This window comes from Sphingopyxis sp. KK2 (assembly GCF_001990265.1).
Classification (GTDB): Bacteria; Pseudomonadota; Alphaproteobacteria; order Sphingomonadales; family Sphingomonadaceae; genus Sphingopyxis.
In genome coordinates this window covers 1-23,927 of record NZ_LYVN01000057.1, presented here as the reverse complement: position 1 = coordinate 23,927, position 23,927 = coordinate 1, and the positions used below count along the sequence as shown (strand labels likewise).

Annotated in this window: 23 protein-coding genes and 1 pseudogene; 12 read left to right on the top strand and 12 right to left on the bottom strand. The window is 65.1% G+C overall.

The genetic code is table 11. The features are described 5' to 3' along the window. Positions 1–529: pseudogene (locus tag B1A78_RS11360) on the bottom strand (peptidase M28 family protein); the annotation flags it as partial. 142 nt (positions 530–671) lie between these two features. Between B1A78_RS11360 and ettA the strand changes: the two are divergent. After that, entirely contained in the window at positions 672–2,351 is a 1,680-nt protein-coding gene (gene ettA, locus B1A78_RS11355; protein ID WP_077147075.1) for an energy-dependent translational throttle protein EttA, read from the top strand. Positions 2,352–2,392: 41 nt separating this feature from the next. After that, positions 2,393–2,797 (top strand): PaaI family thioesterase, encoded by a 405-nt coding sequence (locus B1A78_RS11350; RefSeq protein WP_256837900.1) that lies wholly within the window; start codon positions 2,393–2,395, stop codon positions 2,795–2,797. A gap of 365 nt (positions 2,798–3,162) precedes the next feature. Here B1A78_RS11350 and B1A78_RS11345 read toward each other — a convergent pair whose 3' ends face one another. Beyond that, positions 3,163–3,867: a DUF899 family protein gene (locus B1A78_RS11345; protein WP_077147074.1), complete on the bottom strand. Its 705-nt coding sequence runs from the start codon at positions 3,865–3,867 to the stop codon at positions 3,163–3,165. Positions 3,868–4,067: 200 nt separating this feature from the next. Between B1A78_RS11345 and B1A78_RS11340 the strand changes: the two genes are divergently transcribed. Continuing rightward, positions 4,068–4,643: a DUF1579 domain-containing protein gene (locus tag B1A78_RS11340; protein ID WP_144037783.1), complete on the top strand. Its 576-nt coding sequence runs from the start codon at positions 4,068–4,070 to the stop codon at positions 4,641–4,643. A gap of 9 nt (positions 4,644–4,652) precedes the next feature. On the opposite strand, the gene B1A78_RS11335 is transcribed toward B1A78_RS11340, so the two are convergent. Together B1A78_RS11335 and B1A78_RS11330 are read right to left on the bottom strand one after the other, a co-directional pair. Next, complete coding sequence (locus tag B1A78_RS11335) at positions 4,653–5,228, bottom strand: hypothetical protein (protein ID WP_077147072.1); 576 nt, start codon at positions 5,226–5,228, stop codon at positions 4,653–4,655. Between the two features lie 23 nt (positions 5,229–5,251). After that, positions 5,252–5,890 carry a carbonic anhydrase gene (locus B1A78_RS11330; protein WP_077147071.1) on the bottom strand — a complete coding sequence of 213 codons (639 nt, stop codon included), beginning with the start codon at positions 5,888–5,890 and terminating at the stop codon, positions 5,252–5,254. A gap of 62 nt (positions 5,891–5,952) precedes the next feature. Between B1A78_RS11330 and lipA the strand changes: the two genes are divergently transcribed. Both lipA and B1A78_RS11320 read left to right on the top strand, forming a co-directional pair. Beyond that, positions 5,953–6,879: a lipoyl synthase gene (gene lipA, locus B1A78_RS11325; RefSeq protein WP_372236876.1), complete on the top strand. Its 927-nt coding sequence runs from the start codon at positions 5,953–5,955 to the stop codon at positions 6,877–6,879. Then, a complete protein-coding gene (locus B1A78_RS11320) occupies positions 6,880–7,359 on the top strand; it encodes a type II toxin-antitoxin system RatA family toxin (RefSeq protein ID WP_077147069.1) in 480 nt (159 codons plus the stop codon). It begins immediately after the preceding gene. On the opposite strand, the gene B1A78_RS11315 is transcribed toward B1A78_RS11320, so the two are convergent. Both B1A78_RS11315 and B1A78_RS11310 read right to left on the bottom strand, forming a co-directional pair. Further along, positions 7,302–7,784, bottom strand: coding sequence for a CinA family protein (locus tag B1A78_RS11315; RefSeq protein ID WP_256837896.1), 483 nt, complete (start codon positions 7,782–7,784; stop codon positions 7,302–7,304). The genes B1A78_RS11320 and B1A78_RS11315 overlap by 58 nt on opposite strands. Before the next feature lie 78 nt (positions 7,785–7,862). Then, on the bottom strand, positions 7,863–9,044 hold the full coding sequence (locus B1A78_RS11310) for a bifunctional 2-C-methyl-D-erythritol 4-phosphate cytidylyltransferase/2-C-methyl-D-erythritol 2,4-cyclodiphosphate synthase (protein WP_077147068.1): 1,182 nt from the start codon (positions 9,042–9,044) through the stop codon (positions 7,863–7,865). Between the two features lie 93 nt (positions 9,045–9,137). On the opposite strand from B1A78_RS11310, the gene dusB reads away from it, so the two are divergent. From dusB to hflX, 7 genes are all read left to right on the top strand, one after another. Then, complete coding sequence (gene dusB, locus B1A78_RS11305; protein WP_077147067.1) at positions 9,138–10,136, top strand: tRNA dihydrouridine synthase DusB; 999 nt, start codon at positions 9,138–9,140, stop codon at positions 10,134–10,136. After that, positions 10,133–11,224: a nitrogen regulation protein NR(II) gene (locus B1A78_RS11300; RefSeq protein WP_077147066.1), complete on the top strand. Its 1,092-nt coding sequence runs from the start codon at positions 10,133–10,135 to the stop codon at positions 11,222–11,224. The genes dusB and B1A78_RS11300 overlap by 4 nt, the downstream gene beginning before the upstream one ends. After that, positions 11,221–12,636, top strand: a complete 1,416-nt coding sequence (locus B1A78_RS11295) for a sigma-54 dependent transcriptional regulator (RefSeq protein ID WP_077147065.1) — start codon at positions 11,221–11,223, stop codon at positions 12,634–12,636. Before B1A78_RS11300 ends, B1A78_RS11295 begins: the two co-directional genes overlap by 4 nt. 102 nt (positions 12,637–12,738) lie before the next feature. Next, positions 12,739–15,033 carry an ATP-binding protein gene (locus tag B1A78_RS11290; protein WP_256837892.1) on the top strand — a complete coding sequence of 765 codons (2,295 nt, stop codon included), beginning with the start codon at positions 12,739–12,741 and terminating at the stop codon, positions 15,031–15,033. Continuing rightward, positions 15,023–16,402, top strand: coding sequence for a sigma-54 dependent transcriptional regulator (locus B1A78_RS11285; RefSeq protein WP_077147063.1), 1,380 nt, complete (start codon positions 15,023–15,025; stop codon positions 16,400–16,402). The genes B1A78_RS11290 and B1A78_RS11285 overlap by 11 nt, the downstream gene beginning before the upstream one ends. A gap of 121 nt (positions 16,403–16,523) precedes the next feature. Continuing rightward, the gene (hfq, locus tag B1A78_RS11280; protein WP_256837889.1) at positions 16,524–17,015 is read left to right on the top strand and encodes an RNA chaperone Hfq; all 492 of its coding nucleotides are present in this window, start codon (positions 16,524–16,526) and stop codon (positions 17,013–17,015) included. 8 nt (positions 17,016–17,023) lie between these two features. Beyond that, positions 17,024–18,364: a GTPase HflX gene (gene hflX, locus B1A78_RS11275; RefSeq protein ID WP_077147061.1), complete on the top strand. Its 1,341-nt coding sequence runs from the start codon at positions 17,024–17,026 to the stop codon at positions 18,362–18,364. Between the two features lie 109 nt (positions 18,365–18,473). Here hflX and mazG read toward each other — a convergent pair whose 3' ends face one another. The 6 genes from mazG to B1A78_RS11250 form a co-directional block, all read right to left on the bottom strand. Next, complete coding sequence (gene mazG / locus B1A78_RS11270) at positions 18,474–19,256, bottom strand: nucleoside triphosphate pyrophosphohydrolase (protein ID WP_077147060.1); 783 nt, start codon at positions 19,254–19,256, stop codon at positions 18,474–18,476. A 107-nt stretch (positions 19,257–19,363) separates the two neighbouring features. Then, complete coding sequence (locus B1A78_RS22645) at positions 19,364–19,537, bottom strand: hypothetical protein (RefSeq protein WP_179102025.1); 174 nt, start codon at positions 19,535–19,537, stop codon at positions 19,364–19,366. Continuing rightward, complete coding sequence (locus B1A78_RS11265; protein WP_077147059.1) at positions 19,534–20,298, bottom strand: MBL fold metallo-hydrolase; 765 nt, start codon at positions 20,296–20,298, stop codon at positions 19,534–19,536. Before B1A78_RS11265 ends, B1A78_RS22645 begins: the two co-directional genes overlap by 4 nt. A 112-nt stretch (positions 20,299–20,410) precedes the next feature. After that, positions 20,411–21,187, bottom strand: coding sequence for a TatD family hydrolase (locus tag B1A78_RS11260; protein WP_077147058.1), 777 nt, complete (start codon positions 21,185–21,187; stop codon positions 20,411–20,413). After that, positions 21,187–22,758: a methionine--tRNA ligase gene (gene metG / locus B1A78_RS11255; RefSeq protein ID WP_077147057.1), complete on the bottom strand. Its 1,572-nt coding sequence runs from the start codon at positions 22,756–22,758 to the stop codon at positions 21,187–21,189. The genes B1A78_RS11260 and metG overlap by 1 nt, the downstream gene beginning before the upstream one ends. A 53-nt stretch (positions 22,759–22,811) precedes the next feature. Then, entirely contained in the window at positions 22,812–23,795 is a 984-nt protein-coding gene (locus B1A78_RS11250; RefSeq protein ID WP_077147056.1) for a DNA polymerase III subunit delta', read from the bottom strand. Between the last annotated feature and the right edge of the window lie 132 nt (positions 23,796–23,927).

Sequence of the window (23,927 nt, the reverse complement as noted above, 5' to 3'; positions counted from 1 at the left end):
CCTGGAAGCGCCCGCGCCCGAACTGGCCGTAACCGCTGCCGTCCTGCGCGCGCTGCATCTGGTGGTCGATGAAGACGATCTTGCCCTTCACCTGACTGTCGGGCGCGGCGACCAGCGCGTCGTAGCTCGCGAAATAGGCGATATCGCCCTCGACCCCCTTCGGCCCCGTCGACGCGCTGTTGCCGAGCGCGGTGATGGCGAGCTTCTGCGGCAGGAACGGGCCGGTCAGCGACGCCGCTTCCTCGCCGCGTACCCATACCGGCATGTCGAACTGCTCTTCGCGCACATTAGCGAAGCCCATCGCCTGCAGCCGCGCCACCGCCCAGCGGCGCGCGGCAGACTCGGCCTCGGTCCCCGCGAGCCGCGGCCCGATCTCGGTCGTCAGGTCCTCGGTGATCGCCCACGCGATGTCGTCGCCCTGCTGCGCCAGTTCGGCGGCGCTCGGCGGCGGTGGCGGCGGGATGGCGATGGCGCCGGTGGCGATCGATGCGGCGGAGGCGAGGGCGAACAGGCGGAGCTTGTTTTTCATGGCGCCGTTCCTAACTCCGCCTCTCCATCGGCGGCAAGCGTCGATTGCCAAGCGGGCGCCCATTCGCTAACCGGCGCCTCGATTCCTCTTCTCTCCCGGCCGCCTGCCCACCGCGCGGCCTTGCCAGCTTCCGGAGCAAACCATGGCCGCTCAATATAGTTTCGTGATGAAGGGTCTGACCAAGACCTATCCCGGCGCGCAAAAGCCGACGCTCAACAACCTTAGCCTGCAATTCTATCCCGATGCCAAGATCGGCATCGTCGGCCCGAACGGCACCGGTAAATCGACCCTGATGAAGATCATGGCCGGCATGGACACCGAATTTTCGGGCGAAGCCTGGCCCGGCGAAAATATCACCGTCGGCTATCTGGCGCAGGAGCCCGAACTCGACCCGACCAAGACCGTCAAACAGAATGTCATGGACGGCGTCCGCGGCGTCGCCGACATGATGGACCGCTTCAACGAGATCAGCACGCTGATGGCCGACCCGCCGGCCGACGCCGATTTCGACGCGCTCATGGAGGAAATGGGCACGCTGCAGGAAAAGATCGACGCGGTCGACGGCTGGACGCTCGACAACCAGCTCGAAATCGCGATGGAAGCGCTCCGCTGCCCGCCGGGCGACTGGAGCGTCGAAAATCTGTCGGGCGGTGAAAAGCGCCGCATCGCGCTCACCCGCCTGCTGCTCGAAAAGCCCTCGATCCTGCTGCTCGACGAACCGACCAACCATCTCGACGCCGAAAGCGTCGCCTGGCTCGAAAAGCATCTCGTCGATTATCCGGGCAACGTCATCCTCGTCACCCACGATCGCTATTTCCTCGATAATGTCGTGAACTGGATCCTCGAACTCGATCGCGGCCGCTATTTCGTCTACGAGGGCAATTATTCGACCTATCTCGAAAAGAAGGGCAAGCGCCTCGAACAGGAAGCGCGCGAGGACGCCGGTCGCCAGAAGGCGATCAAGGACGAGCTCGAATGGATTCGCCAGTCGCCGAAAGCGCGCCAGGCCAAGTCGAAGGCGCGTATCAAGAGCTTCGACCAGCTCGTCGAGGCGCAGGAAAAGCGCACCCCCGGCAAGGCGCAGATCGTCATCCAGGTCCCCGAACGCCTCGGCGGCAAGGTCATCGAGGTCGACGGCATCTCGAAGGCCTATGGCGACAAATTGCTGTTCGAAGACCTCTCCTTCTCGCTGCCGCCGGGCGGCATCGTCGGCGTCATCGGGCCGAACGGCGCAGGCAAGTCGACTTTGTTCAAGCTCATCACCGGACAGGAAACCCCCGACAGCGGCAGCGTCGCGATCGGCGACACCGTGCGCCTCGGCTATGTCGACCAGAGCCGCGATGCGCTCGACCCGAACAAGAATGTCTGGGAAGAAGTCTCGGGCGGCCATGAACTGATGAACATCGGCAAGCACGAGATGCAGACCCGTGCCTATGTCGGCGCCTTCAACTTCAAGGGCGTCGATCAGCAGAAAAAGGTCGGCCAGCTCTCCGGCGGCGAACGCAACCGCGTCCATATGGCCAAGATGCTGAAGCAGGGCGGCAACGTCCTGCTGCTCGACGAACCGACCAACGATCTCGACACCGAAACGCTCGCCGCGCTCGAAGAGGCCCTCGAAAATTTCGCGGGCTGCGCGGTGGTCATCAGCCACGACCGCTTCTTCCTCGATCGCCTCGCGACGCACATCTTGGCGTTCGAGGGCGACAGCCATGTCGAATGGTTCGAAGGCAATTTCGAGGCCTATGAAGAGGACAAGATCCGTCGCCTCGGCGACGGCGCGACGCGCCCGCACGCGACGTCGTACAAGAAGCTGACGCGCTGACCTTGGCAGGGGAGGCGCCCATATCGTCGAGTGCGATCCGCTTGGATGCGGATGCGCTCAACGCCTTCATGGAACAGGCCTTCCCGCATGCCCAGCCGGGCACGCGCGGCCATGTCGTGTCGGCCGCGCCGGGGCATATCCGGGCGCGGATGGACCCGAATGAAAAGGCGCTCCGCCCCGGCGGGCTGATCTCGGGCCCGACGCAGATGGGCTTTGCGGACATGGCCGCCTATGCGCTCGTCCTCGCGCATATCGGCCCCGTCGCGATGGCGGTGACGAGTGCGCTCAACTACCAGTTCCTGCGCCCGTGCCGCCCGGGGCCGCTGTTCGCCGACGCGGCGATGCTCCGGCTCGGCAAGCGCCTCGCGGTGATGGATGTGCGCATCTGGACCGACGACGCCGACAAGCCGGTCGGGCAGGCGAATGTGACCTACGCGATCCCTTGAAGCGAAGTGTCCCATTTCGGGCGGTAGCGGCCATATCTAATCCGTTCCCCGCCCAGAGCGGATAAGGCCGGCGTCGCGCTGCCATGCTCTCGGCCCTGGCCTTCGCCGGTGAGCGGTTTGGACCGAAATGTCCGCTCCTCACCCGAAAGCGGCCCATCACCCAGCCCGAAAGAAATCGCTTTCCTAATATCCTCCGCCCCGATATGTTCTCTCTTTGTTCTTTTCATCGTCGGGCACCAGCAACCTCTCCTTAAAGCGACAAAGGAGACATTTCGGACGCGCGCATCCGTATCCTTTGTCTCCTTAAGACCACAAAGGGAACAATTTCGAAGCGCCCATGCGAGGCTTTTGAGGCTTTAAGCCTCTCAATATTCCAGCTTCGGATACCAACTCGTCCCGCGCCCGCCCGGCGTCAGATCCAGCACATTCCACAGGCTCGCGATATCGGGCGCGTCGCGCGGATCCTGTCCTGGGTCGGCCATCTCGGCGGTCATCTCGCTCTTCCAGAACAGTCGCACCCCGGCGCCATTCTTCTTGTAGACGACGAGCGCGGGATTCTCCGACCCGTCCTTGTTCAGCAGATGATGGTCGCGCGCATAATCGTCGCCGACCGTCTGCACGAAATCGAGCGCCTGCCACCCGCGCTCCTGCGCGAACGCCTGTTGCCGCTCGACCGGGCTGCGGCCGAAAATCTTGAGCGCGACGCGTTGCTTGATGTCGTTGGCATTTCCGTTCACCGCCCCCAGCCAGTTGGTGCACATCGGGCAGGGGCGCTCGCGCTCGGGGCCGTACATCCAGAAATAGGTGACCAGCGTGTCATGGTCGCCGAACAGTTCGGCGAGGCCCAGATCGGCGCCATTGGCATCCTTGAATCGGTAATCGGCGGAGACCAGCGGCCCGGGCGGCAGCGCGCGGCGCTGTTCGGCGATCCGCGTCATCTTGCGGCGCAGGTCGATCTCTTCGGCCAGCAGCGACTTGCGGGCTTTGGCATAATCATCGTCTTCGCCTGGAATCGGGCGGCGGCGCGACGCGAGCGCCGGGGCAGCCAATAATTGTTGGCGAAGGGTCATTCATGTCTCCCTGTTTGCGACGGTCATCGCTTTGCCATTGGGGCGGAAAAGCGTAAAATCGGCTGCCCGCAGATGCGGGGCGCCTCGACCGGGAAACGCCCGATATGGGCGACAAGTTGCGTTAGCCGCAGAAAACGGCGATTTTCGTTCCGTCTCCGGCTGCGCTGTGTCATTCTGATAAGGCAATAGCGGAGGGCCTTATGAAATCGACAATCCTTGTGGCTGCGATGGCGCTGGCCGGTGTTGCGATCCCGGCACAGGCGCAGATGCGGACCGATCCCGCTGTAATCGCGGAACAAAAGGCGGCGATCGCAAAGCTCGACAAGCTGCGCGGCGAATGGCGCGGCACCGCGACGATCACCGGCCCCGGCGGGACGATCAAGCTCGTCCAAACCGAACGCGCTGGGCCGATGCTCGACGGCACCGTCATGGTCGTCGAGGGACGCGGCACCGACGAAGCGGGCAAGCTCGTCTTCAACGCCTTCGCGGTCATCGCCTATGACGCCGCGACCGATCAATATGCGATGACAAGCTGGACCGATGGGCGCAGCGGAAAATTCCCGTTCGCGGTCACCGATAAGGGGTTCGACTGGAGCGTGCCGCTGCCCAATGGCGCGACGATCCAGTACAGCGCAACGCTCGCCGACGGCAAATGGGTCGAGGTCGGCAGCTATGTGGGGCAGGGTATGCCGCCGGTCGAATTCGCCAAGCTCGACGTGCAGCGGATCGGCGATACGGATTGGCCCGGCGCAGGCTTCGTCCCGCCAACGCCCTGATCGTCGCGATTATGTCGGCGGCACTTCCCACAGGATCAGCTTGGTCGCGTTCACGCTCTCGCGCGCCTGCGCGGCGTCGAGTCGGGTCAGAACGACGCTGCCCTTGAGCGCGCCCATTTCGATCATCGCGTCGATCACCACAACGCCGCCGGCGCCGACATCGACTGCGATCTCGGCGGGCTTGGCGAGCTTCGCCTTCGCGGTCGCAACCGCGATCATATAGGTGCCGGGGTCGACGTCGGCCATCAGCATCTGGCCCGACTTGATCTGCCCCTGCGCCCCGCCAATCGTGACGTTCATGCCCTGCAACGCGGCGACGAAACCGCGGCGGGTGACATAGATGCGCGCCTTGCCCTCGGGCGCCTGCATCCGCCGTGCCTCGGCGAGCGCCGCCGGGTCGGCCTTCTTGCCGCTCTTGTTGCTCGACAGTGCCCAGATGCAGAAGCCGACGACCCCGATCAGGAACAGGGGGGCGAGGATGAGCATCGTGCCTTCGCCGACCAGGCTGCCGATCGACGGCCCCATCAGCGCTCCGAAAATGGCGGCGACGAAAATGATCGTCAGCCACATCGCATTCTTGCTCATGTCCTTTTCCCCTGTCGGGCCGTTCAGGCCGGTGCGAAATCTCCCGTCGCGTCGTCCATCACATGCAGCACCCCGTCGCTGATCGCGAAAAAGGCGCCGCGCAGTTTCAGTGTTCCGCGCTTTTCCTTCTCCTGGATACAGGGAAAGGTGCGCAGATTGTCTATGCTCACGCGCACAGCCGCCATTTCCATCGCGCGTCCCGCCTCGCGATTGTCGATGTCCTGATGCTCGGCCCGCACTTCTGCGCTGGCGTCGTCGAGTAGCGCGATCCAGTCGGCGATGAAGCCCCCGCGCCCCGGCTCGGCGCCTTCCATCGATTTGTGAAGTGCGGCGTGGCACCCGCCGCACAGGCCGTGGCCCATCACAACGATTTCCTCGACCTTCAGAAACTGCACCGCAAATTCGAGCGCGGCGGAGACGCCGTGGCGGCCCGGGGTCGTCTCGAACGGCGGCACCAGCGCCGCGACGTTGCGCACGACGAAGATTTCGCCCGGATTGGTGTCGAAAATCTGCGACGGTTCGGACCGGCTGTCGGAACAGGCGATCACCATCACCTTGGGCGATTGCCCCTCGGCCAATTGTTCCCAGCGTTCGCGCTGTTCCTGCCAGCCGCCCTTACGGAAACGGCGATAGCCATCGATCATATCTGCAAAGCGAGTCATGGCGGCGCCTTAGCACAAGATGCATGGTTGAGAAGAGCGGGCGGCGCGCCTATGTGGGCCGAATGAACGCTCCGCTGCCGAAACCGTCCGAACGCACCCGCAAGCCCGACTGGATCCGCGTCAAGGCGCCGACCAGCCCCGGCTATGCTGAAACGCGCAAGCTGATGCGCGAGCTCAACCTGCATACGGTGTGCGAGGAAGCGGCCTGTCCGAACATCGGCGAATGCTGGACCAAGAAGCATGCGACGGTGATGATTCTCGGCGACACCTGCACGCGGGCCTGCGCCTTCTGCAACGTCAAGACGGGCATGCCGCGCGCGGTCGACCCGTTCGAGCCCGAACATACGGCGATCGCCGCGGCCAAGATGGGGCTTAGCCACATCGTCATCACCTCGGTCGATCGCGACGATCTGCCCGACGGCGGCGCCAGCCAGTTCGTGAAGGTGATTCAGGCGCTGCGCCGCGAAACGCCGCAGACCACCATCGAGATCCTGACGCCCGATTTCCGCAACAAGCCCGAAAGCGCGGTCGCGGCGATCGTCGACGCGCGTCCCGACGTCTACAATCATAATCTCGAAACCGTGCCGCGGCTTTATCCGACGATCCGCCCCGGCGCGCGCTACTATGCCTCGCTGCGCCTGCTCGAGAGCGTCAAGCGCCGCGACCCGTCGATCTTCACCAAGTCGGGGATCATGATGGGACTCGGCGAGGAGCGGATGGAGGTCCACCAGGTGATGGACGACATGCGCAGCGCGGACATCGACTTCATGACGATGGGCCAATATCTTCAGCCGACGCCCAAGCATGCCAAGGTGATCGACTTCGTGACCCCGCAGGCGTTCGACGCCTATGCGCAGATCGCGCGCGCCAAGGGCTTCCTGCAGGTCGCGGCCTCGCCGCTGACCCGCTCAAGCTACCATGCCGGCGACGATTTCGAGGTGATGCGCGCCGCGCGCGAGGCGCAGCTCGCCCGCGCAAAGGCCGACTGATTGCCGAGGCATCAGGAAAGCCGCGTCCTGCCGTACAGCGCGGACCAGATGTTCGCGCTGGTGTCGGACATCGAGCATTATCCCGACTTCCTACCGTGGGTGGTCGCGCTGCGCATCCGCAGCGATAGCGAGACCGAGGCGGTCGCCGACATGATCGTAGGCTTCAAGGGGCTGCGCGAGAGCTTCTCGTGCCGCGTCCACAAGCATCGGCCGGACAAGGTTTCGGTCAGCTATATCGACGGCCCGATGCGCCATCTCACCAACGAATGGCATTTCTCCGCCCTCGAAGACGGCGGCTGTCGCGTCGACTTCATGGTCGACTTCGCCTTCCGCAGCCGCATGTTCGAAGCGCTCGCCGGCCAGATGTTCGACAAGGCGCTGAGGAAGATGATCGCGGCGTTCGAGGCGCGTGCGGACGCGCTTTACGCGGCGGGCAGCGCAATATCCTCCGAGGGCCGCAGCGCGTCCTTGTCGGGCTGAAGCAGGTCGAGCGCGAATAGCGTCGCCGCATGGCGGATGCCCGCGCGGTCACCGCCCTCGAACTGGACGCGCTGGGTGAAATATTCGTCGGGGTCCTGTCCGCGCAGCCCGCGCGCGAAGACGACCATGCCCACGGGCTTCTTCTCCGACCCGCCGCCCGGCCCGGCAATCCCGGTGATCGCGACCGCGACATCGGCGTCGCTGTTCGCCAGCGCCCCCGCAACCATCGCCCAAGCCGTCGCCAGCGACACCTCGCCAAAGGTCTCGAGGATTTCGCTGCTGACGTCGAGCTGCGCCTGTTTCGCCGCGCCCGAGTAAGTGATGAAGCCCGCCGAGAAGACGTCCGAACTGCCCGCAATGTCGGTCAGCGCGGCGCACACCATGCCGCCGGTGCAGCTTTCGGCGACCGCGACCTTGCGTGCCACGGCGCGATTGGCGGCGAGCACCGACGTCGCGGCGGCCGCGCGCGCGCTTTCTCGCGTTGGTTTCTTGGACGGCAAGGGTCAATTCTCCGGTAGTTGCACGGTCGCGACGGCCTGCGCGGCGATCCCCTCGCGGCGGCCGGTGAAGCCCAGCCGCTCGGTCGTTGTCGCCTTCACACTAACCCGCAGCGGCGAAACCGCAAGGATGTCGGCGATGCGCTCGCGGATCGCCTGGCGGTGCGGGCCGATTTTCGGGGCCTCGGCGATGATCGTCAGGTCGACATGCGCGATCCGCCCGCCGCGCGCGGCGACGCGGTCCGCTGCAAAGGACAGGAAGCGGTGCGAGGCGGCGCCGCGCCATTGCGGATCGCTCGGCGGGAAATGGTCGCCGATATCGCCGTCGCCGAGCGCACCGAGGATCGCATCGGTCAGTGCATGCAGCGCGACATCGGCATCGCTATGGCCTTCAAGTCCATGACTATGCGCGATTTCTATCCCGCCGATCCACAATGGCTTGTCGGCGACAAGCCGGTGGACGTCATACCCCATGCCGACTGCGCTTTGCATCATCTTGCCTGTCTCCAGCAATCCCGACAGGATCGCCATATCGTCCGCATATGTCAGTTTGTGGAGCCGCGCATCACCCGGAACCGCGACCACCGGCACCCCGATTGCCCGCGCCAGTTGCGCGTCGTCGGTCGCTGCGGCGCCGTCCGACGCCGCATGCGCGCGGCGCAAGGTCCCTAGCCGGAAGCCCTGCGGCGTCTGGACGCGCGCCAGCCCGCCGCGATCGATGACCGCACCCGCCGTGTCGCCGGTCTGCGCGACCAAAGTATCGGGAACGGGCAGTGTAGGGATCACCGCTTCTGCCCCGGCGGCGAGCGCCGCGAGCAGCCGGTCGATCACCTCGCCGGTCACCCCCGGCCGCGCGGCGTCGTGGATCAGGGCGATTGCGTCGTCGGGCCGGCTCTCAAGTGCAGCCAGCGCATTCGCCACCGACGTCTGCCGTTCGGCGCCGGGAGCCGCGGAAATCCAGCCTTCGGGCAGGGTGCCGATCGACGCCATGACGTCATCATTCGCCACCAGCACGCCGGCCGATACCTCGCCGTACGCGGCAAGCGCGTCCAGGCTCCAGCGCAGCACCGGTTTGCCGCCGAGCATCGCCAGCTGCTTGGGCGCGTTAAAGCCCGTACGCGTACCGAGGCCGCCCGCCAGCAGCACGGCGATCACGGACAGGGCAGGGGGCGTCGCGGACTCATTCATGACCGCGCCGGTTAGCGCAGCCGCCGCTTGCGGGAAAGCCGCTTAACGTGTAGGGGCGCTGCTCAATTTTTAGGCAATTCGAAGGCATCCCCTATGGCGGCGCTGCGCCCCATCCAGATCGGCAACATCACCATCGCGGATCCCGTGATCCTCGCGCCGATGACGGGCGTCACCGACCTGCCGTTCCGCAAGCTTGTCCGCTATTATGGGTCGGGGCTCAACGTCACCGAAATGATCGCCAGCCAAGCCGCGATCCGCGAGACGCGCCAGTCGATCCAGAAGGCGGCTTGGGATCCAGTCGAGGAGCCGGTGTCGATGCAGCTCGTCGGCTGCACCCCCTATGAAATGGGCGAGGCCGCCAAGCTCAATGAGGATCGCGGCGCGTCGATCATCGACATCAACATGGGCTGTCCGGTGCGCAAGGTCACCAATGGTGACGCCGGCTCGGCGCTAATGCGCGACCTCAAACTCGCCGCCGCGCTGATCGATAGCTGCGTGAAGGCGGTGTCGGTCCCGGTCACGGTCAAGATGCGCATGGGCTGGTGCCACGACAGCCTTAACGCCCCCGAACTCGCGCATATCGCCGAGGATCTAGGCGCGAAGCTGGTCACCGTCCACGGCCGCACTCGTAACCAGATGTACCGCGGCGAGGCCGATTGGGCTTTCGTCCGCTCGGTCAAGGATGCGGTATCGATCCCGGTGATCGTCAACGGCGACATCTGCTCGTCGGCCGACGCGAAAACCGCACTTGCACAGAGCGGCGCCGATGGCGTCATGATTGGGCGCGGCGCCTATGGCCGCCCTTGGTTGCTCGGACAGGTGATGGCGGCGCTGCGCGGTGAGGCCGAGCGGCCCGACCCCGGCCTCGACGAACAATATGACGTCATCACATCGCATTATCGCGCGATGATCGATCATTATGGCGAAATGACCGGCGTCAATATGGCACGCAAGCACCTCGGCTGGTACGTCAAGGGGCTCCATGGTTCGGCCGAGTTCCGCAACCAGGTCAACCAGATCCCCGACAGCAAGGGCGTGCTCGCCGCGCTCGAAGCCTTTTACGGACCGCATCTGAGCAAGGCCGCTGCGTGAGCGCGCTGACGTCGAGCATCCCCACGTTCGACCATGACGAACTGATCCAGTCGCATCCCGTCGCCACGCTGCTGATCGACCGCAACGGCGTTATTCTCTTCGTCAACGCTGCCGCCGAGCAATTGTGCAATGTCGGCCGCGCCGCGATGGTCGGCCATGTCGTCTATGACGTCATCCGCATGGACCGCAATTACCGCCAGCGGATGAGCGACCCCGCTTATTCGGCGCTCTTCGCCCATGGCGCCGAGATCACCGTTGGCGGGCGCAAGTCGATCGCGGTCGACATGCAGATGGTCCCCTATGGCCAGAGCGGCCATCGCATTCTCGCGCTCGTCGCATCGCAGCGCGACGCCGAACTGATGGGTGGCGCGATCGGCCGTTCGGGGCGTGCCGCCGGCGCTGCCGCCTCGATGCTCGCGCACGAAATCAAGAACCCGCTGGCCGGCATCCGGGGCGCGGCGCAATTGCTCGCGCGCGGCGCCGATGCCGGCAAGGCGCGCTTCACCTCGCTCATCGTGTCAGAGGTCGATCGCATCGCGACGCTGATCGACCAGATGGAACATTTCTCGCGCGGACAACCGATCGCATGCGAAGCGATGAACCTCTACCAGCCGATCCACCAGGCGATGGAGGTCGTGCGCGCGCGCCAGATCCCCGGCATTCGTTTTGCCGAGGATTTCGACCCGTCGCTGCCCCTCGTGCTCGGAAACCATGACGCCATGGTCCAGATCCTGCTGAACCTGATCACCAACGCCTGCGAAGTGCTGGGGCCACGCGACGACGGCACGGTGCGCATCGCGACGGCGTACCGCCACGGCCTCTCGATCGACAATGGCGACGGCCGCGGCCGCATCGCGCTGCCGATCGAGGTGTCGGTCAGCGACGATGGCCCGGGCGTTCCCGCCGAAATCCGCGGCGACGTTTTCGACCCCTTCGTCACCACCAAGCGCGAAGGGCGCGGGCTCGGCCTCGCACTGGTGGCCAAGCTCGCGCGCGATATGGGCGGCACCGTCCAGCATATGCGCGACGGTGAATGGACGCGTTTCCGTGTCCATCTTCCCGCCGCGCAAAAGGGGCGCGGCGCATGAACGGCAAGACGATCCTGCTCGTCGAGGACGACCCGACGATCGCGCTGATCATCCGCGAAACGCTCGTCGGGGAATCGGCGGTGTTCGCGGCGGTGACGACGATCGCCGAACGCAACGCCTGGCTTGCGGCGAACAGCCCCGACCTCATCATCACCGACGTCGTCCTGCCCGACGGCGACGGTATCGACTCGCTGCCCGGCGCCGGGGTCGATCCCGATGTGCCGGTGATCGTGCTGTCGGCGCAGAATACGCTTGATACAGCGGTGCGTGCGACCGGCATCGGCAGCTACGACTATCTGCCCAAGCCCTTCGATCTCGAGGATTTGACGACCAGCGTTCGCGCTGCGCTCAAGCGCCACCGCGCGGTGGCGGCAGCGACCGACGCCGGCCCCGCGGACAGCCACGGTCTCGTCGGCCGCGCGCCAGCGATGCAGGCGGTCTACCGCACCATCGCGCGGCTCGCCTCAAACGACCTCGCGGTGCTCATCCTCGGCGAATCGGGCACCGGCAAAGAAGTCGTCGCGCGCGCCATCCACGCCACCGGCCTGCGCCGCTCGGGGCCGTTCGTCGCGATCAACATGGCCGCGATCCCCCGCGAACTGATCGAGGCCGAGCTCTTCGGCCATGAAAAGGGCGCCTTCACCGGCGCACACAGCCGCAACGCCGGGCGTTTCGAACAGGCGGCGGGCGGCACCTTGTTCCTCGACGAAATCGGCGACATGCCGCTTGAGGCGCAGACGCGGCTGCTCCGCGTGCTCCAGAGCAACGAATATTCGACCGTGGGCGGAAGCCAGGCGCTGCGCGCGGACGTCCGCGTGGTGGCGGCAACCCACCGCGACATGCGAACGCTCGTCGCCGACGGCCGTTTCCGCGAGGATCTCTTCTACCGGCTCAACGTCATCCCGGTGACGCTGCCGCCGCTGCGCGACCGGCGCAGCGATATCGCCGCGCTGATCCGCCACTTCGTCGAGGCGGGGCGCGCGTCGGGATTGCCCGACCGCCAGTTTGCGCCTGCCGCGATGCAGTTGCTCGAACGCTATGACTGGCCGGGCAATGTCCGCGAACTCGGCAATGTCGTCCAGCGGCTCGCGGTGCTGTCGCGCGACACCGTCGTCGCCGTCCGCGATGTCGAGGCGGTGCTGCACGAAAGCGGGGAGGGCAATCCGATCCTCGCGCCCGCCGACGCCATCGGCCGCGCCGTCGACGACTGGGCGCGCGAGGAACTTGCCGCCGCCGACCAGGATGGTGCGATTCACGAACGGTTGCAGGCGATCGTCGAGGCGGCGCTCCTCCGCCGCGTGCTGCGTGATGTGCGCGGGAACCAGCTTGAAGCGGCGCGACGCCTTGGCATCAACCGCAACACGTTGCGCAAACGCCTCGGCCAGCTCGACATCGACCCGACGCGGGTCTGAGCGCGGACATAGCGGCCAATCGACCGGCTTTTTGCGCCGAACTGCGACATCCGCGCACTTTGTGTGTTTTCTATGCAACAGGATTGTCGTAGCAAAGCAACAATGGCGAACGGCTTCACGGTAACCGGCGAGATCGAGTCGGACGGGCAGGGCGCCCGTTCGCGCATCTGGACTTTCGCCGCGCCCGAATATTATACGCTCGCGCTCATCGTCAGCATCGGCATCGCTACCTATATCTTCGTAACGGGCGACGCGCAGAGCGAACGTCTGCTCACCCCTGCGCTCGTGGCGACGATCATGGTCGCCAACCTCGTGCCAGCGATGGCGCTGATCGTTTTGATCGGCAGCCGGGTGGCGCGCGCCCGCGCGGTGCGGTCGATGGCGGGCGGCAGCGGGCGTCTCCACGTCCGGCTCGTCGCGCTCTTCTCGCTGATCGCCGCCGCGCCGACGATGCTCGTCGTGATCTTCGCATCTTTGCTGTTCCAGTTCGGCGTCGATTTCTGGTTCTCGGATCGCTCGCGCGGCATGTTCGAAAATGCCGCGAGCCTTGCCGAGGGCTATTATCAGGAGAACCAGCGCGAAGTCGGCGCGAACACGCTGAAGATGGCGGGCGACCTCAGCGACATCCTCGTCCGCTTTCGGATCGATGGCCCTGAATTTTCGGACTATTATCTGCAGCAAGTCGTCGTCCGGAATCTCAATGAATCGGCGATTATCGAGGTGGGGCCCGACGGCATCGCGCGAACCGCGGCGATGATCGATCCCGACAATCGCGACGCCGACGCTCGCATCTCGCCGTCGATCGTGACGCGCCTGGACGCCGGTGAAGAGGTCATCGTGACCCGCCGGTCAGACCGGATCGAGGCGGTGACCAAATTGCCGCGGCGGCCGCGCGCCTATCTCTATGCTTCGCGTGATGCCAATGTTCTCGGCTTCCAGCAGTCTGAGCGCGCGGGAACGGTGCTCGCCGATTATAACGCGCTGTTCAAGCGCTCGCAGCTTCTCCAGCTCCAGTTCAACGGTGCGCTGTATCTCGGCGCACTCCTGTTGCTCGCGCTTGCGGTCATCGGCGCCATCGTCGTCGCCGATCGCATCGTTCGCCCGCTCGGCACGCTCGTCGGCGCGACGCGCACCGCTGCCGGCGGCGACCTGTCGGTGCGCGTCACGCCGTCGGCCAACAACGACGAAATTTCGGTTCTCGCCCATGCCTTCAACCGCATGACCGAACAGATCCAGGGACAGACGAGTGCGCTCGTCAGCGCCAATGAACAGATCGAAGCGCGCCGGACCTTCATCGAAGCGGTGCTCAGCGGCGTGTCCTCGGCCGTGGTCTCGGTCGATGCCGATCACCGCATCCTGCTGGTCAACGCCGCGGCGGAGTGGCTGATCGGCAGCCGCGCCGAAGATCTCACCGGGCGCCCGCTCGAGGAAGTCGCGCCCGAACTGGCGCGCCTTATCACGACCGATGAACGCGAGGCGGTCGTCCAGCTGGCGCGCAAGGAAGGTGAACCCGCGACGCTTGCGGCCAAGGCGGTCGTGCAGGGCGAAGGCTTCGTCCTCAGCTTCGAGGATATCACCCAGCAATTGCTCGACCAGCGCCGCGCCGCCTGGTCCGATGTCGCGCGCCGCATCGCGCACGAGATCAAGAATCCGCTCACTCCGATCCAGCTCGCCGCGGAGCGGCTCCAGCGCCGCTTCGGCGAGAAGGTCGAGGGCGATCAGGCGACCTTCCGCAAACTCACCGACACGGTCATCCGCCAGGTCCACGACATGCGGCGCATGGTCGACGAATTCTCCAGCTTTGCGCGCATGCCCAAGCCGACCTTCGGCGTCGAGGATATCCGCGATATCCTGAAACAGGCAGTCTTCCTGTTCGAGGTCGCCAAGCCCGACATCGAATTCAGCGTCCGGGTTCCGAATGAATTCGAACCGCTGGTCTGCGATCGGCGGCTTCTTTCGCAGGCTCTCACGAATGTCGTGAAGAATGCGGTAGAAGCGATTGAAGAAAATAATAAAAATTTGGAAACTTCGCCCATCGGTCATATTCGCGCGATCCTCGATATGGGCAATGATCGTGAAGTTATAATCCGCATAACCGACGACGGCATCGGCCTCCCTGAAGCCCGCGACACGATCGCCGAACCCTATATGACGACGCGCCAGGGCGGCACCGGTCTCGGCCTCGCGATCGTCAAGAAGATCGTCGAGCAGCATTATGGCGAGCTCGATTTCAGCGACAATCCGGCAGGGAAGGGGACGTGCGTGACGCTCACCCTGCATCCCGATCGCCTCCGTCCGCTTGCCGGGCGCGGCGTTGAAACGACCACAACAGGGCAGGCTGAATCGGTCCCGGGCCGTTCCCGGAACCGGCAGGATAGAGAAGATCATGGCGCTTGATATTTTGATCGTCGACGACGAGCGCGACATTTGCGACCTCGTCGCCGGCGTCATGGAAGACGAAGGTTATGAGGCGCGCACCGCGTCCGACAGCGATGCCGCGCTTGAGGCGATCCGCCAGCGGCGACCGTCGCTGGCACTGATCGACGTCTGGCTCCAAGGGTCGCGGCTCGACGGGCTTGGGCTGGTCGAGGCGATCAAGGCTTTCGACCCCACGCTGCCGATCATCGTCATCTCGGGTCATGGCGGTCTCGATACGGCGGTCGCGGCGATCCGCCGCGGTGCCTTCGACTTCATCGAAAAGCCATTTGAGGCGGAACGGCTGCTCCATCTCGTTGCGCGCGCGACCGAGAGCGAGCGGCTGAAGTTCGAATATGAGCGGCTGCGCGAGCGTGCTGGCCCCGCCGACGAGCTCACCGGTTCCAGCGCCGCGATCAACAATGTCCGTGCCACGCTGAAGCGCGTCGCCGGCACGGGCAGCCGCGTCCTGATCACCGGCGCCGCCGGGGTCGGCAAGGAGGTCGCGGCGCGCGTCCTCCATGGCTGGAGCGGGCGCCACAGTGCGCCGTTCCGCGTCATTTCGTCGGCCCGCATGGATCCCGAGACGGTCGAGGCCGAACTCTTCGGTTCCGAAAGCGAAGATGGCGCGATCCGCGTCGGTCTGCTCGAACAGGCGCATGGTGGCACGGTGTTTCTCGACGAGGTTGCCGATATGCCGCTGACCACGCAGGGGAAGATCCTGCGCGTGCTGACCGACCAGAGCTTTACGCGCGTCGGAGGACGGACGATGATCCGCGTCGATGTCCGGATCATTTCGGGCTCCGCGCGCGACCTGATGACCGAGATCGCCGAAGGGCGATTCCGCGAGGATCTTTATTATCGCCTCAACGTCGTGCCGGTTCACATCCCGTCGCTGCGCGAGCGGCGCGACGACATCGCGGCGCTATGCGAGCATTTCGTCAGCCGTTACGCCGCCGATCGCCGCGCCCCGCCGGCCGAAATCAGCGCCGAGGCGATGGCCGCACTTCAGGCGCACGACTGGCCGGGTAATGTCCGCGAACTGCGCAATGTCATCGAGCGCGTGATGATCCTCGCGCCGAGCGACCGGCTTTCGCGGATCGACGCCGACATGCTGCCCGCCGAACTGGTGCGTGGCGGCACCGACATCCTGCCCAACGCCGAGTCGATCACCGCGATTCCGCTCAAGGAGGCGCGTGAGAATTTCGAGCGCGAATATCTGCGGATCCAGATCAATCGCTTCTCGGGTAACATCTCGCGCACCGCGACCTTTATCGGCATGGAGCGCTCGGCGCTGCACCGGAAGCTGAAGCTTTTGGGTTTGACCGACAATTCGGACGGCGAGGCCTGACGAGAGATGGCTTTGCGCTAGACCTGCGCAGCGCTTTGCCTCATATTGCGCACGCCACGGCGAAGGTGGCGGTCCAAAAAGGGCGATCAAGCGGTTCTGCCGCCAAGAACAGGAGGCCAATGTGTCCGATAAAAACCAGAATCTCCAGGATCTCTTCCTCAACGCTCTGCGTCGCAGCAAGACACCGGTGACGATGTTCCTCGTCAAGGGCGTCAAGCTTCAGGGTATCATTACCTGGTTCGACAATTTCTCGCTGCTTCTGCGCCGCGATGGCCAGTCGCAGTTGGTCTATAAGCACGCGATTTCGACCGTCATGCCGTCGCATGATTTCGACCTCGCGCTGCTCGGCGACAATTTGCGCGACGCACCGGCCAGCAAGGGTAAGGCGCTGCAGGATGTGTTCCTGAATGCAGTGCGCAAGTCCGACGAATCGGTGACGATGTTCCTCGTCAACGGCGTGATGCTGCAGGGCGATATCGTGGCATTCGACCTGTTTTGCATGCTGCTGGAGCGCGAGCGGCAGGTGCAGCTGGTCTATAAGCATGCGATTTCGACGGTGCAGCCCAATGGTCCGATCAACCTGACCGACAGCGAGCCCGACGGGGACGCCTGACCGATCCGATGTTCGAGAATGAAGACGAGGTAACGCGCGGCGCCACAGCGGTGCTGATCGTGCCCGAATGGCATGCGCAGCGGCTGTCGCGCGATCTCGACGCGCGCGCCGAGGAGGCGAAGGGGCTCGCGCTCGCGATCGGACTTGAGGTCGTGGCGGTTTATCCGCTGCGGTTGCGGCAGACGCGTGCGGCGACGTTGCTCGGTGTCGGGCAGATTGAGGCGATCAAGGCGGAAGTTGGCGAAGGTGCCGCGCAGCTCGTCATTGTCGATGCGGCACTGACGGCGATCCAGCAGCGCAACCTCGAGACCGCATTCGAGACCAAAGTCATTGATCGGACGGGATTAATTCTCGAAATCTTTGGCGAGCGCGCCGCCACCGCCGAGGGCCGGCTGCAGGTCGAGCTGGCGCATCTCGATTATCAGGCGGGGCGGCTGGTGCGCAGCTGGACGCACCTCGAACGCCAGCGCGGCGGCTTCGGATTTCTCGGCGGGCCGGGCGAAACGCAGATCGAGGCCGATCGCCGGATGATCCGCAACCGCATGGCACGCATCCGCAAACAGCTCGAGGAAGCGCGGCGCACGCGCCAGCTCCAGCGCTCGAAACGCCAGCGCGCGCCTTGGCCCGTGATCGCGCTCGTCGGCTATACCAACGCCGGAAAATCGACGTTTTTCAACCGGTTGACGGGTAGTGACGTCATGGCGGAAGATATGCTGTTCGCAACGCTCGACCCGACGATGCGCGAGATCCGGCTGCCGGGCATCGACAAGGCGATCCTGTCCGACACCGTCGGTTTCGTGTCCGACCTGCCGACCGAACTGGTCGCGGCATTCCGCGCGACGCTCGAGGAAGTGACGACCGCCGACCTGATCGTCCACGTCCGCGACATCGTGCATCCCGATAGCGAGGCGCAATATGCCGATGTTGTCGCCATCCTCAATTCGCTGGGGGTGAACGGGCCGCAGGACGGCAGGGAAGGGGCCGACGAGGCAGCTCCAGATGTGATTCCGCAGGTCGAAATCTGGAACAAGATCGACACCGCCGATGCCGAAGCGCGCGGCATCATCGAGGAGATGGCGGCGCGGCGGTCCGACGTCGCAATCATCTCGGCGGTCAGCGGCGAGGGCGTCGAGGGCGCGCGCGAACTGATGGCGGCTCAACTGACCGCGCAGCACAAATTGCAGCGGATTTTCCTGGGCTATGAACAAGGCGAGGCGGCGGCGTGGCTTCACGCGCGCGGCGAGGTGCTGGGCGACGAGCCGCAGGAGGACGGGCATGTGCTGACGGTGCGGCTCGATCCCGCGGACATGGCGCGGTTCGAGCGTCTGTTTCCGGGCACAGTGCCATAAACAAAATCCGTTTGTGCTGAGCTTGTCGAAGCACCGTCCTTCTTCGCCACGTTTCAAAGAAAGAACGGCCCTTCGACAAGCTCAGGGCGAACGGGATGTGGGGTGGCGCTCAGCCGCGCTCGGACGCCTTGACCGCCTGCCAATGCGCTTCCTGTTCGTCTAGCGACAGGCCGGCGAGGCTGCCGCCCGCAATGGCTTCCATGGCGGCAAAGCGCCGCGCGAATTTCGCATTGGCGTCGCGCAGCGCGGCTTCGGGATCGACGCCGAGCTTGCGGGCGTAATTGGCCATCGCGAAGAGCAGGTCGCCGATCTCTTCATGGCGGTGCGCGTCGTCGGTCGCGGCGGCGACTTCGGCGAGTTCTTCGTCGATCTTGTCGCGAGGGCCGTCGCTGTCGGGCCAGTCGAAACCGACCCGCGCGGCGCGCGCCTGGAGCTTCTCAGCGCGCAGCAGCGCGGGCAGCGACAGCGCGACGCCGTCGAGTGCGCCCTTGGGACCGTCGGCGGCGCGCTCGTTCGCCTTGATCTGCTCCCATTGCAGCCGCACGTCGGACGTCGTGACGTCACCGAAGATATGCGGATGGCGGCGCTCCATCTTGTCCGAGATCGCGGTCGCGACATCGTCGAAGGTGAAGAGCCCGTCGTCAGCCGCGATCTGGCTGTGGAACACGACCTGGAGCAGCAGGTCGCCAAGCTCGTCGCAGATCGCGGCAGGGTTGCCGCCGGCGATCGCGTCGGCGACCTCATAGGCTTCCTCGATCGTGTAAGGCGCGATCGTCTCGAAGCTCTGCGCCAGATCCCATTCGCAGCCGCCATCGGGATTGCGGAGCCGGGCCATGACGCCAAGCAGGCGGGTGATGGGGGGTGACGGGGAAGCGGCGCTCGTTTCGGGCATCTGATTATCCGATAATATATATTATGTTAAATTTGAAATGGGTGGCGGGGGGCGTCGAGGCCCCCGGTCTTGCAGCGCGATGATCCGATCGCGCTGCCACGCCGTCGTCACGTCACCGCCTGCCAAGTCCGGATCACGAGGAACATCAGCCCGAAGATCGCGGCCCAGGCGAGCGCCATCTTGACCCAGTCCTTCATCGGCAGCTGGCGCGCGATCAGCGAGCTTCCCACGAGCACCAGCGCGCCGATGCCCCAGACCATCGTGACCGCCATGTCGCTCACAATTGCACCTCCAGCCCGTCGTAGCCGGGCTCGACCCCCGGCGGCAATTCGCCGGCAAGGTCGTCATAATCCATCGTATTGTCCATATGCGTGATGATCGCGCGCGGATTGCCGACCTTTTCGAGTGCCGCGAGCGACATCGCGAGATGCGGATGCGTCGGATGGGGATAGCGGCGCAGCGCGTCGATCACGAACAAGTCGACCCCCTGGAAAAAGTCGACCATCTCGTCCGTAAATTTAGAAAAATCAGTTGCATAGCCGATCTTGTGCGCACCATCACTGAAGATGAGGCCGCTCGCCTTGATCGGGCCATGTGGCATTTCGATCGCCGACACTTCGATCGGGCCGATCGACTGATGATCCATCAGATCGATCGGGTCGACCGAGGCCGGATAGCCGGCATTGCCCGCAAAGGCATAGGTAAAGCGCCATTTCAGCGTGTCGAGCACATGATCGCGCGCATAGCATGGCACCGCCGAACCGCGCAGGTGCATCACCTGGCGCAGGTCGTCGAGCCCGTGGGTGTGGTCGGCATGTTCGTGCGTCCAGATGACCGCATCGACCTCTCCCACCTCGGCCGCGAGCAATTGCAGGCGCATATCGGGGCTGGTGTCGACGAGGATACGATAGCCGCCGAGCGAGATCAGGATCGAGGCGCGGCTGCGCAAATTGCGCGGATTATCGGGATCGCACTGGCCCCAGTCGTTGCCGAGCCGCGGGACCCCCGACGAGGTGCCGCTGCCGAGGATACGGACTTTCATGATTCCACGACCGCGCTCAATCCGTCTTCATACGGCACCAAAGCAAAGAACGGCCCTCCGACAAGCTCGGGGCGAACGGAAAAGGTTGAGATGTCAGCGGTATGGCGTGACGTCATGGCGTCGCCTTGTTGAAAAGCGCGTAGAAATTGGCGCTCGTGGCCTTGCCCAGCGTCTCGCGGTCCTCGCCGCGCAGCGCCGCCAAGAAGGACAGGGTGTCGGCGACGAAGGCGGGTTCGCCGGTCTTGCCGCGATGCGGGACGGGGGCGAGGAAGGGGGAGTCGGTTTCGATCAGCAGCCGGTCCTGCGGCAGCCATTTTGCGGTCGCCTGAAGCTCGGCGGCGTTCTTGAAGGTCACGATGCCCGAGATCGAAATATAGAGGCCGAGGTCGAGCGCCTTGCGCGCAAAGTCGTCGCTGGCGGTGAAGCAATGGATCACGCCGGGGAAGACCGCCCTGCCCATCTCCTCGCCGAGCAGCGCGAGCGTATCGACCTCGGCATCGCGGGTGTGGACGATGACCGGCAGGCCCGTTTGCTGCGATGCGTGGATGTGGCGGCGGAAACTGTCCTGCTGCCGCACGCGGTCGCTCTTGTCGTAATAATAGTCGAGCCCGGTTTCGCCGATACCGATAACGCGCGGGTGCGCGGCGCGCGCGACGAGCTTGGTCGTATCGACGTCGGGATGATGGTCGGCGTCGTGCGGATGGATGCCGACGCTGGCCCATACATCGTCGTTCGCCTCGGCCGCCGCGAGCACGTCGTCCCATTCGCTTTCGCGCGTCGCGATGTTGAGCATCGCGGTGACGCCGCGGTCGCGGGCTCGCGCGAGTACCTCGCCCTGCTGTTCGGCAAGCCCCTTGTAATTGAGGTGGCAGTGCGAATCGACGAGCATCAGGCCTCCCCTTCCCCTTCAGGCAGTTCGAGGCGGGGGAAGATGGGGGTCGGCTGCCCGACGGTGAAGCCGCTGTTCGCCAGCGTAGCGAACCAGTCGGTGTCGCCGAGCGAGACATAGTCGCGCGCATCGGCGGCGATGCCCATCTGGTCGAGCAGATTGTCTGCCGCTGCCGGCACCACCGGACGGATCGCGATCGCGAGCGTGCGAACCGCCTGGAACAGCGTCATCAGCACCGCCTTCATGCGCTCGGGATCGGTCTTGCGCAGGGCCCAGGGCGCCTGGGTGTCGACATATTGATTGCAGGCGAACACCGCGCGCAGCCAGTCCTCGATACCCACCGAGAAAGCGAGCTGGTCGAATTCGCGCGGCAGGCGCGTGCGCGCCATGTCGAGCACGTCCGCGATTAGGTTGATGTCATCTTCTGCGGCAATCCAGTCGGTCGACAACTCGCCGCCCAAATTCTTGAAAATCATCGACAAGCTGCGCTGCGCCAGATTGCCGAAGCTGTTCGCGAGATCGGCATTGGCGGCGCGCACGATTGCCTCGGCCGAATAGGTGCCGTCCTGTCCGAAGCTGACTTCGCGGAGCAGGTAATAGCGCAGCGGATCGACCCCGAAGGTCTCGGCGAGGTTCATCGGGTCGACGACATTGCCGAGCGACTTCGACATTTTCTCGCCGCGGTTGAGCAGGAAGCCGTGACCGAACACCTGTTTGGGCAAAGGCAGGTTCGCGCTCATCAGGAAGGCCGGCCAGTAAACCGTATGAAAACGAATGATATCCTTGCCGATCATATGGATGTCGGCGGGCCAGAATTTCCCCCATTCGCCCTCGCGATCGGGGAAGCCGAGGGCCGACATGTAAGTGGTGAGTGCGTCGACCCAGACATACATGACATGGCCGGGCGAGCCCGGCACCGGCACCCCCCAGTCGAAGCTGGTGCGCGAGACGCTGAGATCCTTGAGGCCGCCCTCGACGAAGCGAAGCACCTCGTTGCGACGGCTTTCGGGGCGGATGAAGTCCGGGTTGTCGTTATAGAGCGCGAGCAGCCTGTCCTGATAGTTCGACAGGCGGAAGAACCAGCTTTCCTCGACGGTCCATTCGACCGGGGTGCCCTGCGGCGAGAGGCGGGCCTCCCCTTCCCCCGTCAGTTCGCTTTCGTCGTAGAAGGCTTCGTCGCGGACCGAATACCAGCCTTCGTAGCGATCGAGATAGAGGTCGCCATTGGCCTCCATCGCGCGCCACAGCGCCTGCGACGCTGCATGGTGCGCGGGATCCGAGGTGCGCATAAAATGACCGAAACTGATATTCAGTTTGGCGTACATCTCACGGAAATATCCCGACATTTCGTCAGCCAGATCGATCGTCGGGCGGCCCTGGTCGCGCGCCGTCTGATACATTTTCAGCCCATGTTCGTCGGTGCCGGTGGTCAGCCGCACGTCGCGGCCGCGGGCACGCTGAAAGCGCGCCATCACGTCGGTGGCGATCGCCTCATAGGCGTGGCCGATATGCGGACGGCCATTGGGATAGCTGATCGCGGTGGTGATGTAGAAAGGCGTTTTTTCGGACATGGCCGCGCCTTAGCGGGTGCGGGGCGCAAGGGGAAGTGGCCGCTTCCCCCTTCTCAGCGTGCCGCCGCCGCCCTGGGCGCCAGTTCGGCGAGGCAATTGCCGATTTCGAAGCCGACCATCGCGCCGTCGTACGACCCGCGGATCGCGTCGCGGACCGTCCGCTGGATGCGGTCCCACTGGGCGAGCACCGGGGCGATGTCGGCGACCGGGCGCTCGCGCGCGAGGCGGGCGAGCAGCCCGGGGACGATGTCGATGACGAGTTCGAGCTTCGCACGGTTCGCGGTGCCGCCGACCTCGCGCGCGAGCGCTTCGCGGAGGCGGTTGCCGGGATCGCCGCTGGTGGCGATCGCGAGCAGTTTCTTCTCCATCGCGCCGACGTCGCTGTCGATCAGCGCGAGTGCCTTGCCGGGGACGCCGCCCGATGCGGCGACGGTGGCGCGGACCTCGCCCATCTCGGTCATCGGGCGTAGTTCGAGCAGCCACGCCGTCATGACGTCATGCTCAACCGGTTGGAAACGCAGCGTTCTGCACCGCGAGCGGATCGTCGGCAGCAGCCGTCCCGGCGAATGGCTGACGAGGAAGAAAACCGTCTGCGCGGGCGGCTCCTCGAGCGTCTTGAGCAGCGCGTTGGCGGCGTCGGTCTCGAGATCGTCGATCGCGTCGACGATGATGACGCGCCAATGCCCGAGCGACAGCGAGAAATGCAGCCGGCGGATCATGCCGCGGACCTGGTCGATCGTGATGTTGCGCGCGAGGTCCTTGCTCTTGTCCTTGGGCTGGCGCGTGAGGAGCAGGATTTCGGGATGGTTGCCGGCGGTGACGAGGCGGTCGGCGGCGGGGTCGCCGGTGTCGTCGATCGACAGGGGTGGCCCCTCGCCGCCCTTGCCATGGGTGACGAGGAAGCGCGCGGCTTGCGCGGCGAAGGCGGCCTTGCCCATGCCCTGCGGCCCCGCGAGCAGCCAGGCATGGTGGAGCCGCCCGGCGGCCCAGGCCTCGATAAAGGCGTCCGCGGGGGTCTGGTGACCGATCAGAGCCATGGTTCGAGCTCGGCGAGGATCGCCGACGTCACGGCGTCGGGGGCGCCGCCGGCGTCGATGACGCGCCAGCGGTCGGGCTCGGCGGCGGCGATCGCGGCGAAGCGCGCGGCGAGGCGTTGCTGATAATCGGCG

Coding starts and splice junctions, on each gene's coding strand:
- ettA (WP_077147075.1), top strand. CDS start 672: ATGGCCGCTCAATATAGTTTCGTGATGAAGGGTCTGACCAAGACCTAT.
- B1A78_RS11345 (WP_077147074.1), bottom strand. CDS start 3,867: ATGACCCTTCGCCAACAATTATTGGCTGCCCCGGCGCTCGCGTCGCGC.
- B1A78_RS11340 (WP_144037783.1), top strand. CDS start 4,068: ATGAAATCGACAATCCTTGTGGCTGCGATGGCGCTGGCCGGTGTTGCG.
- B1A78_RS11335 (WP_077147072.1), bottom strand. CDS start 5,228: ATGAGCAAGAATGCGATGTGGCTGACGATCATTTTCGTCGCCGCCATT.
- B1A78_RS11330 (WP_077147071.1), bottom strand. CDS start 5,890: ATGACTCGCTTTGCAGATATGATCGATGGCTATCGCCGTTTCCGTAAG.
- lipA (WP_372236876.1), top strand. CDS start 5,953: ATGAACGCTCCGCTGCCGAAACCGTCCGAACGCACCCGCAAGCCCGAC.
- B1A78_RS11310 (WP_077147068.1), bottom strand. CDS start 9,044: ATGAATGAGTCCGCGACGCCCCCTGCCCTGTCCGTGATCGCCGTGCTG.
- dusB (WP_077147067.1), top strand. CDS start 9,138: ATGGCGGCGCTGCGCCCCATCCAGATCGGCAACATCACCATCGCGGAT.
- B1A78_RS11295 (WP_077147065.1), top strand. CDS start 11,221: ATGAACGGCAAGACGATCCTGCTCGTCGAGGACGACCCGACGATCGCG.
- B1A78_RS11290 (WP_256837892.1), top strand. CDS start 12,739: ATGGCGAACGGCTTCACGGTAACCGGCGAGATCGAGTCGGACGGGCAG.
- B1A78_RS11285 (WP_077147063.1), top strand. CDS start 15,023: ATGGCGCTTGATATTTTGATCGTCGACGACGAGCGCGACATTTGCGAC.
- hflX (WP_077147061.1), top strand. CDS start 17,024: ATGTTCGAGAATGAAGACGAGGTAACGCGCGGCGCCACAGCGGTGCTG.
- mazG (WP_077147060.1), bottom strand. CDS start 19,256: ATGCCCGAAACGAGCGCCGCTTCCCCGTCACCCCCCATCACCCGCCTG.
- B1A78_RS11265 (WP_077147059.1), bottom strand. CDS start 20,298: ATGAAAGTCCGTATCCTCGGCAGCGGCACCTCGTCGGGGGTCCCGCGG.
- B1A78_RS11260 (WP_077147058.1), bottom strand. CDS start 21,187: ATGCTCGTCGATTCGCACTGCCACCTCAATTACAAGGGGCTTGCCGAA.
- metG (WP_077147057.1), bottom strand. CDS start 22,758: ATGTCCGAAAAAACGCCTTTCTACATCACCACCGCGATCAGCTATCCC.
- B1A78_RS11250 (WP_077147056.1), bottom strand. CDS start 23,795: ATGGCTCTGATCGGTCACCAGACCCCCGCGGACGCCTTTATCGAGGCC.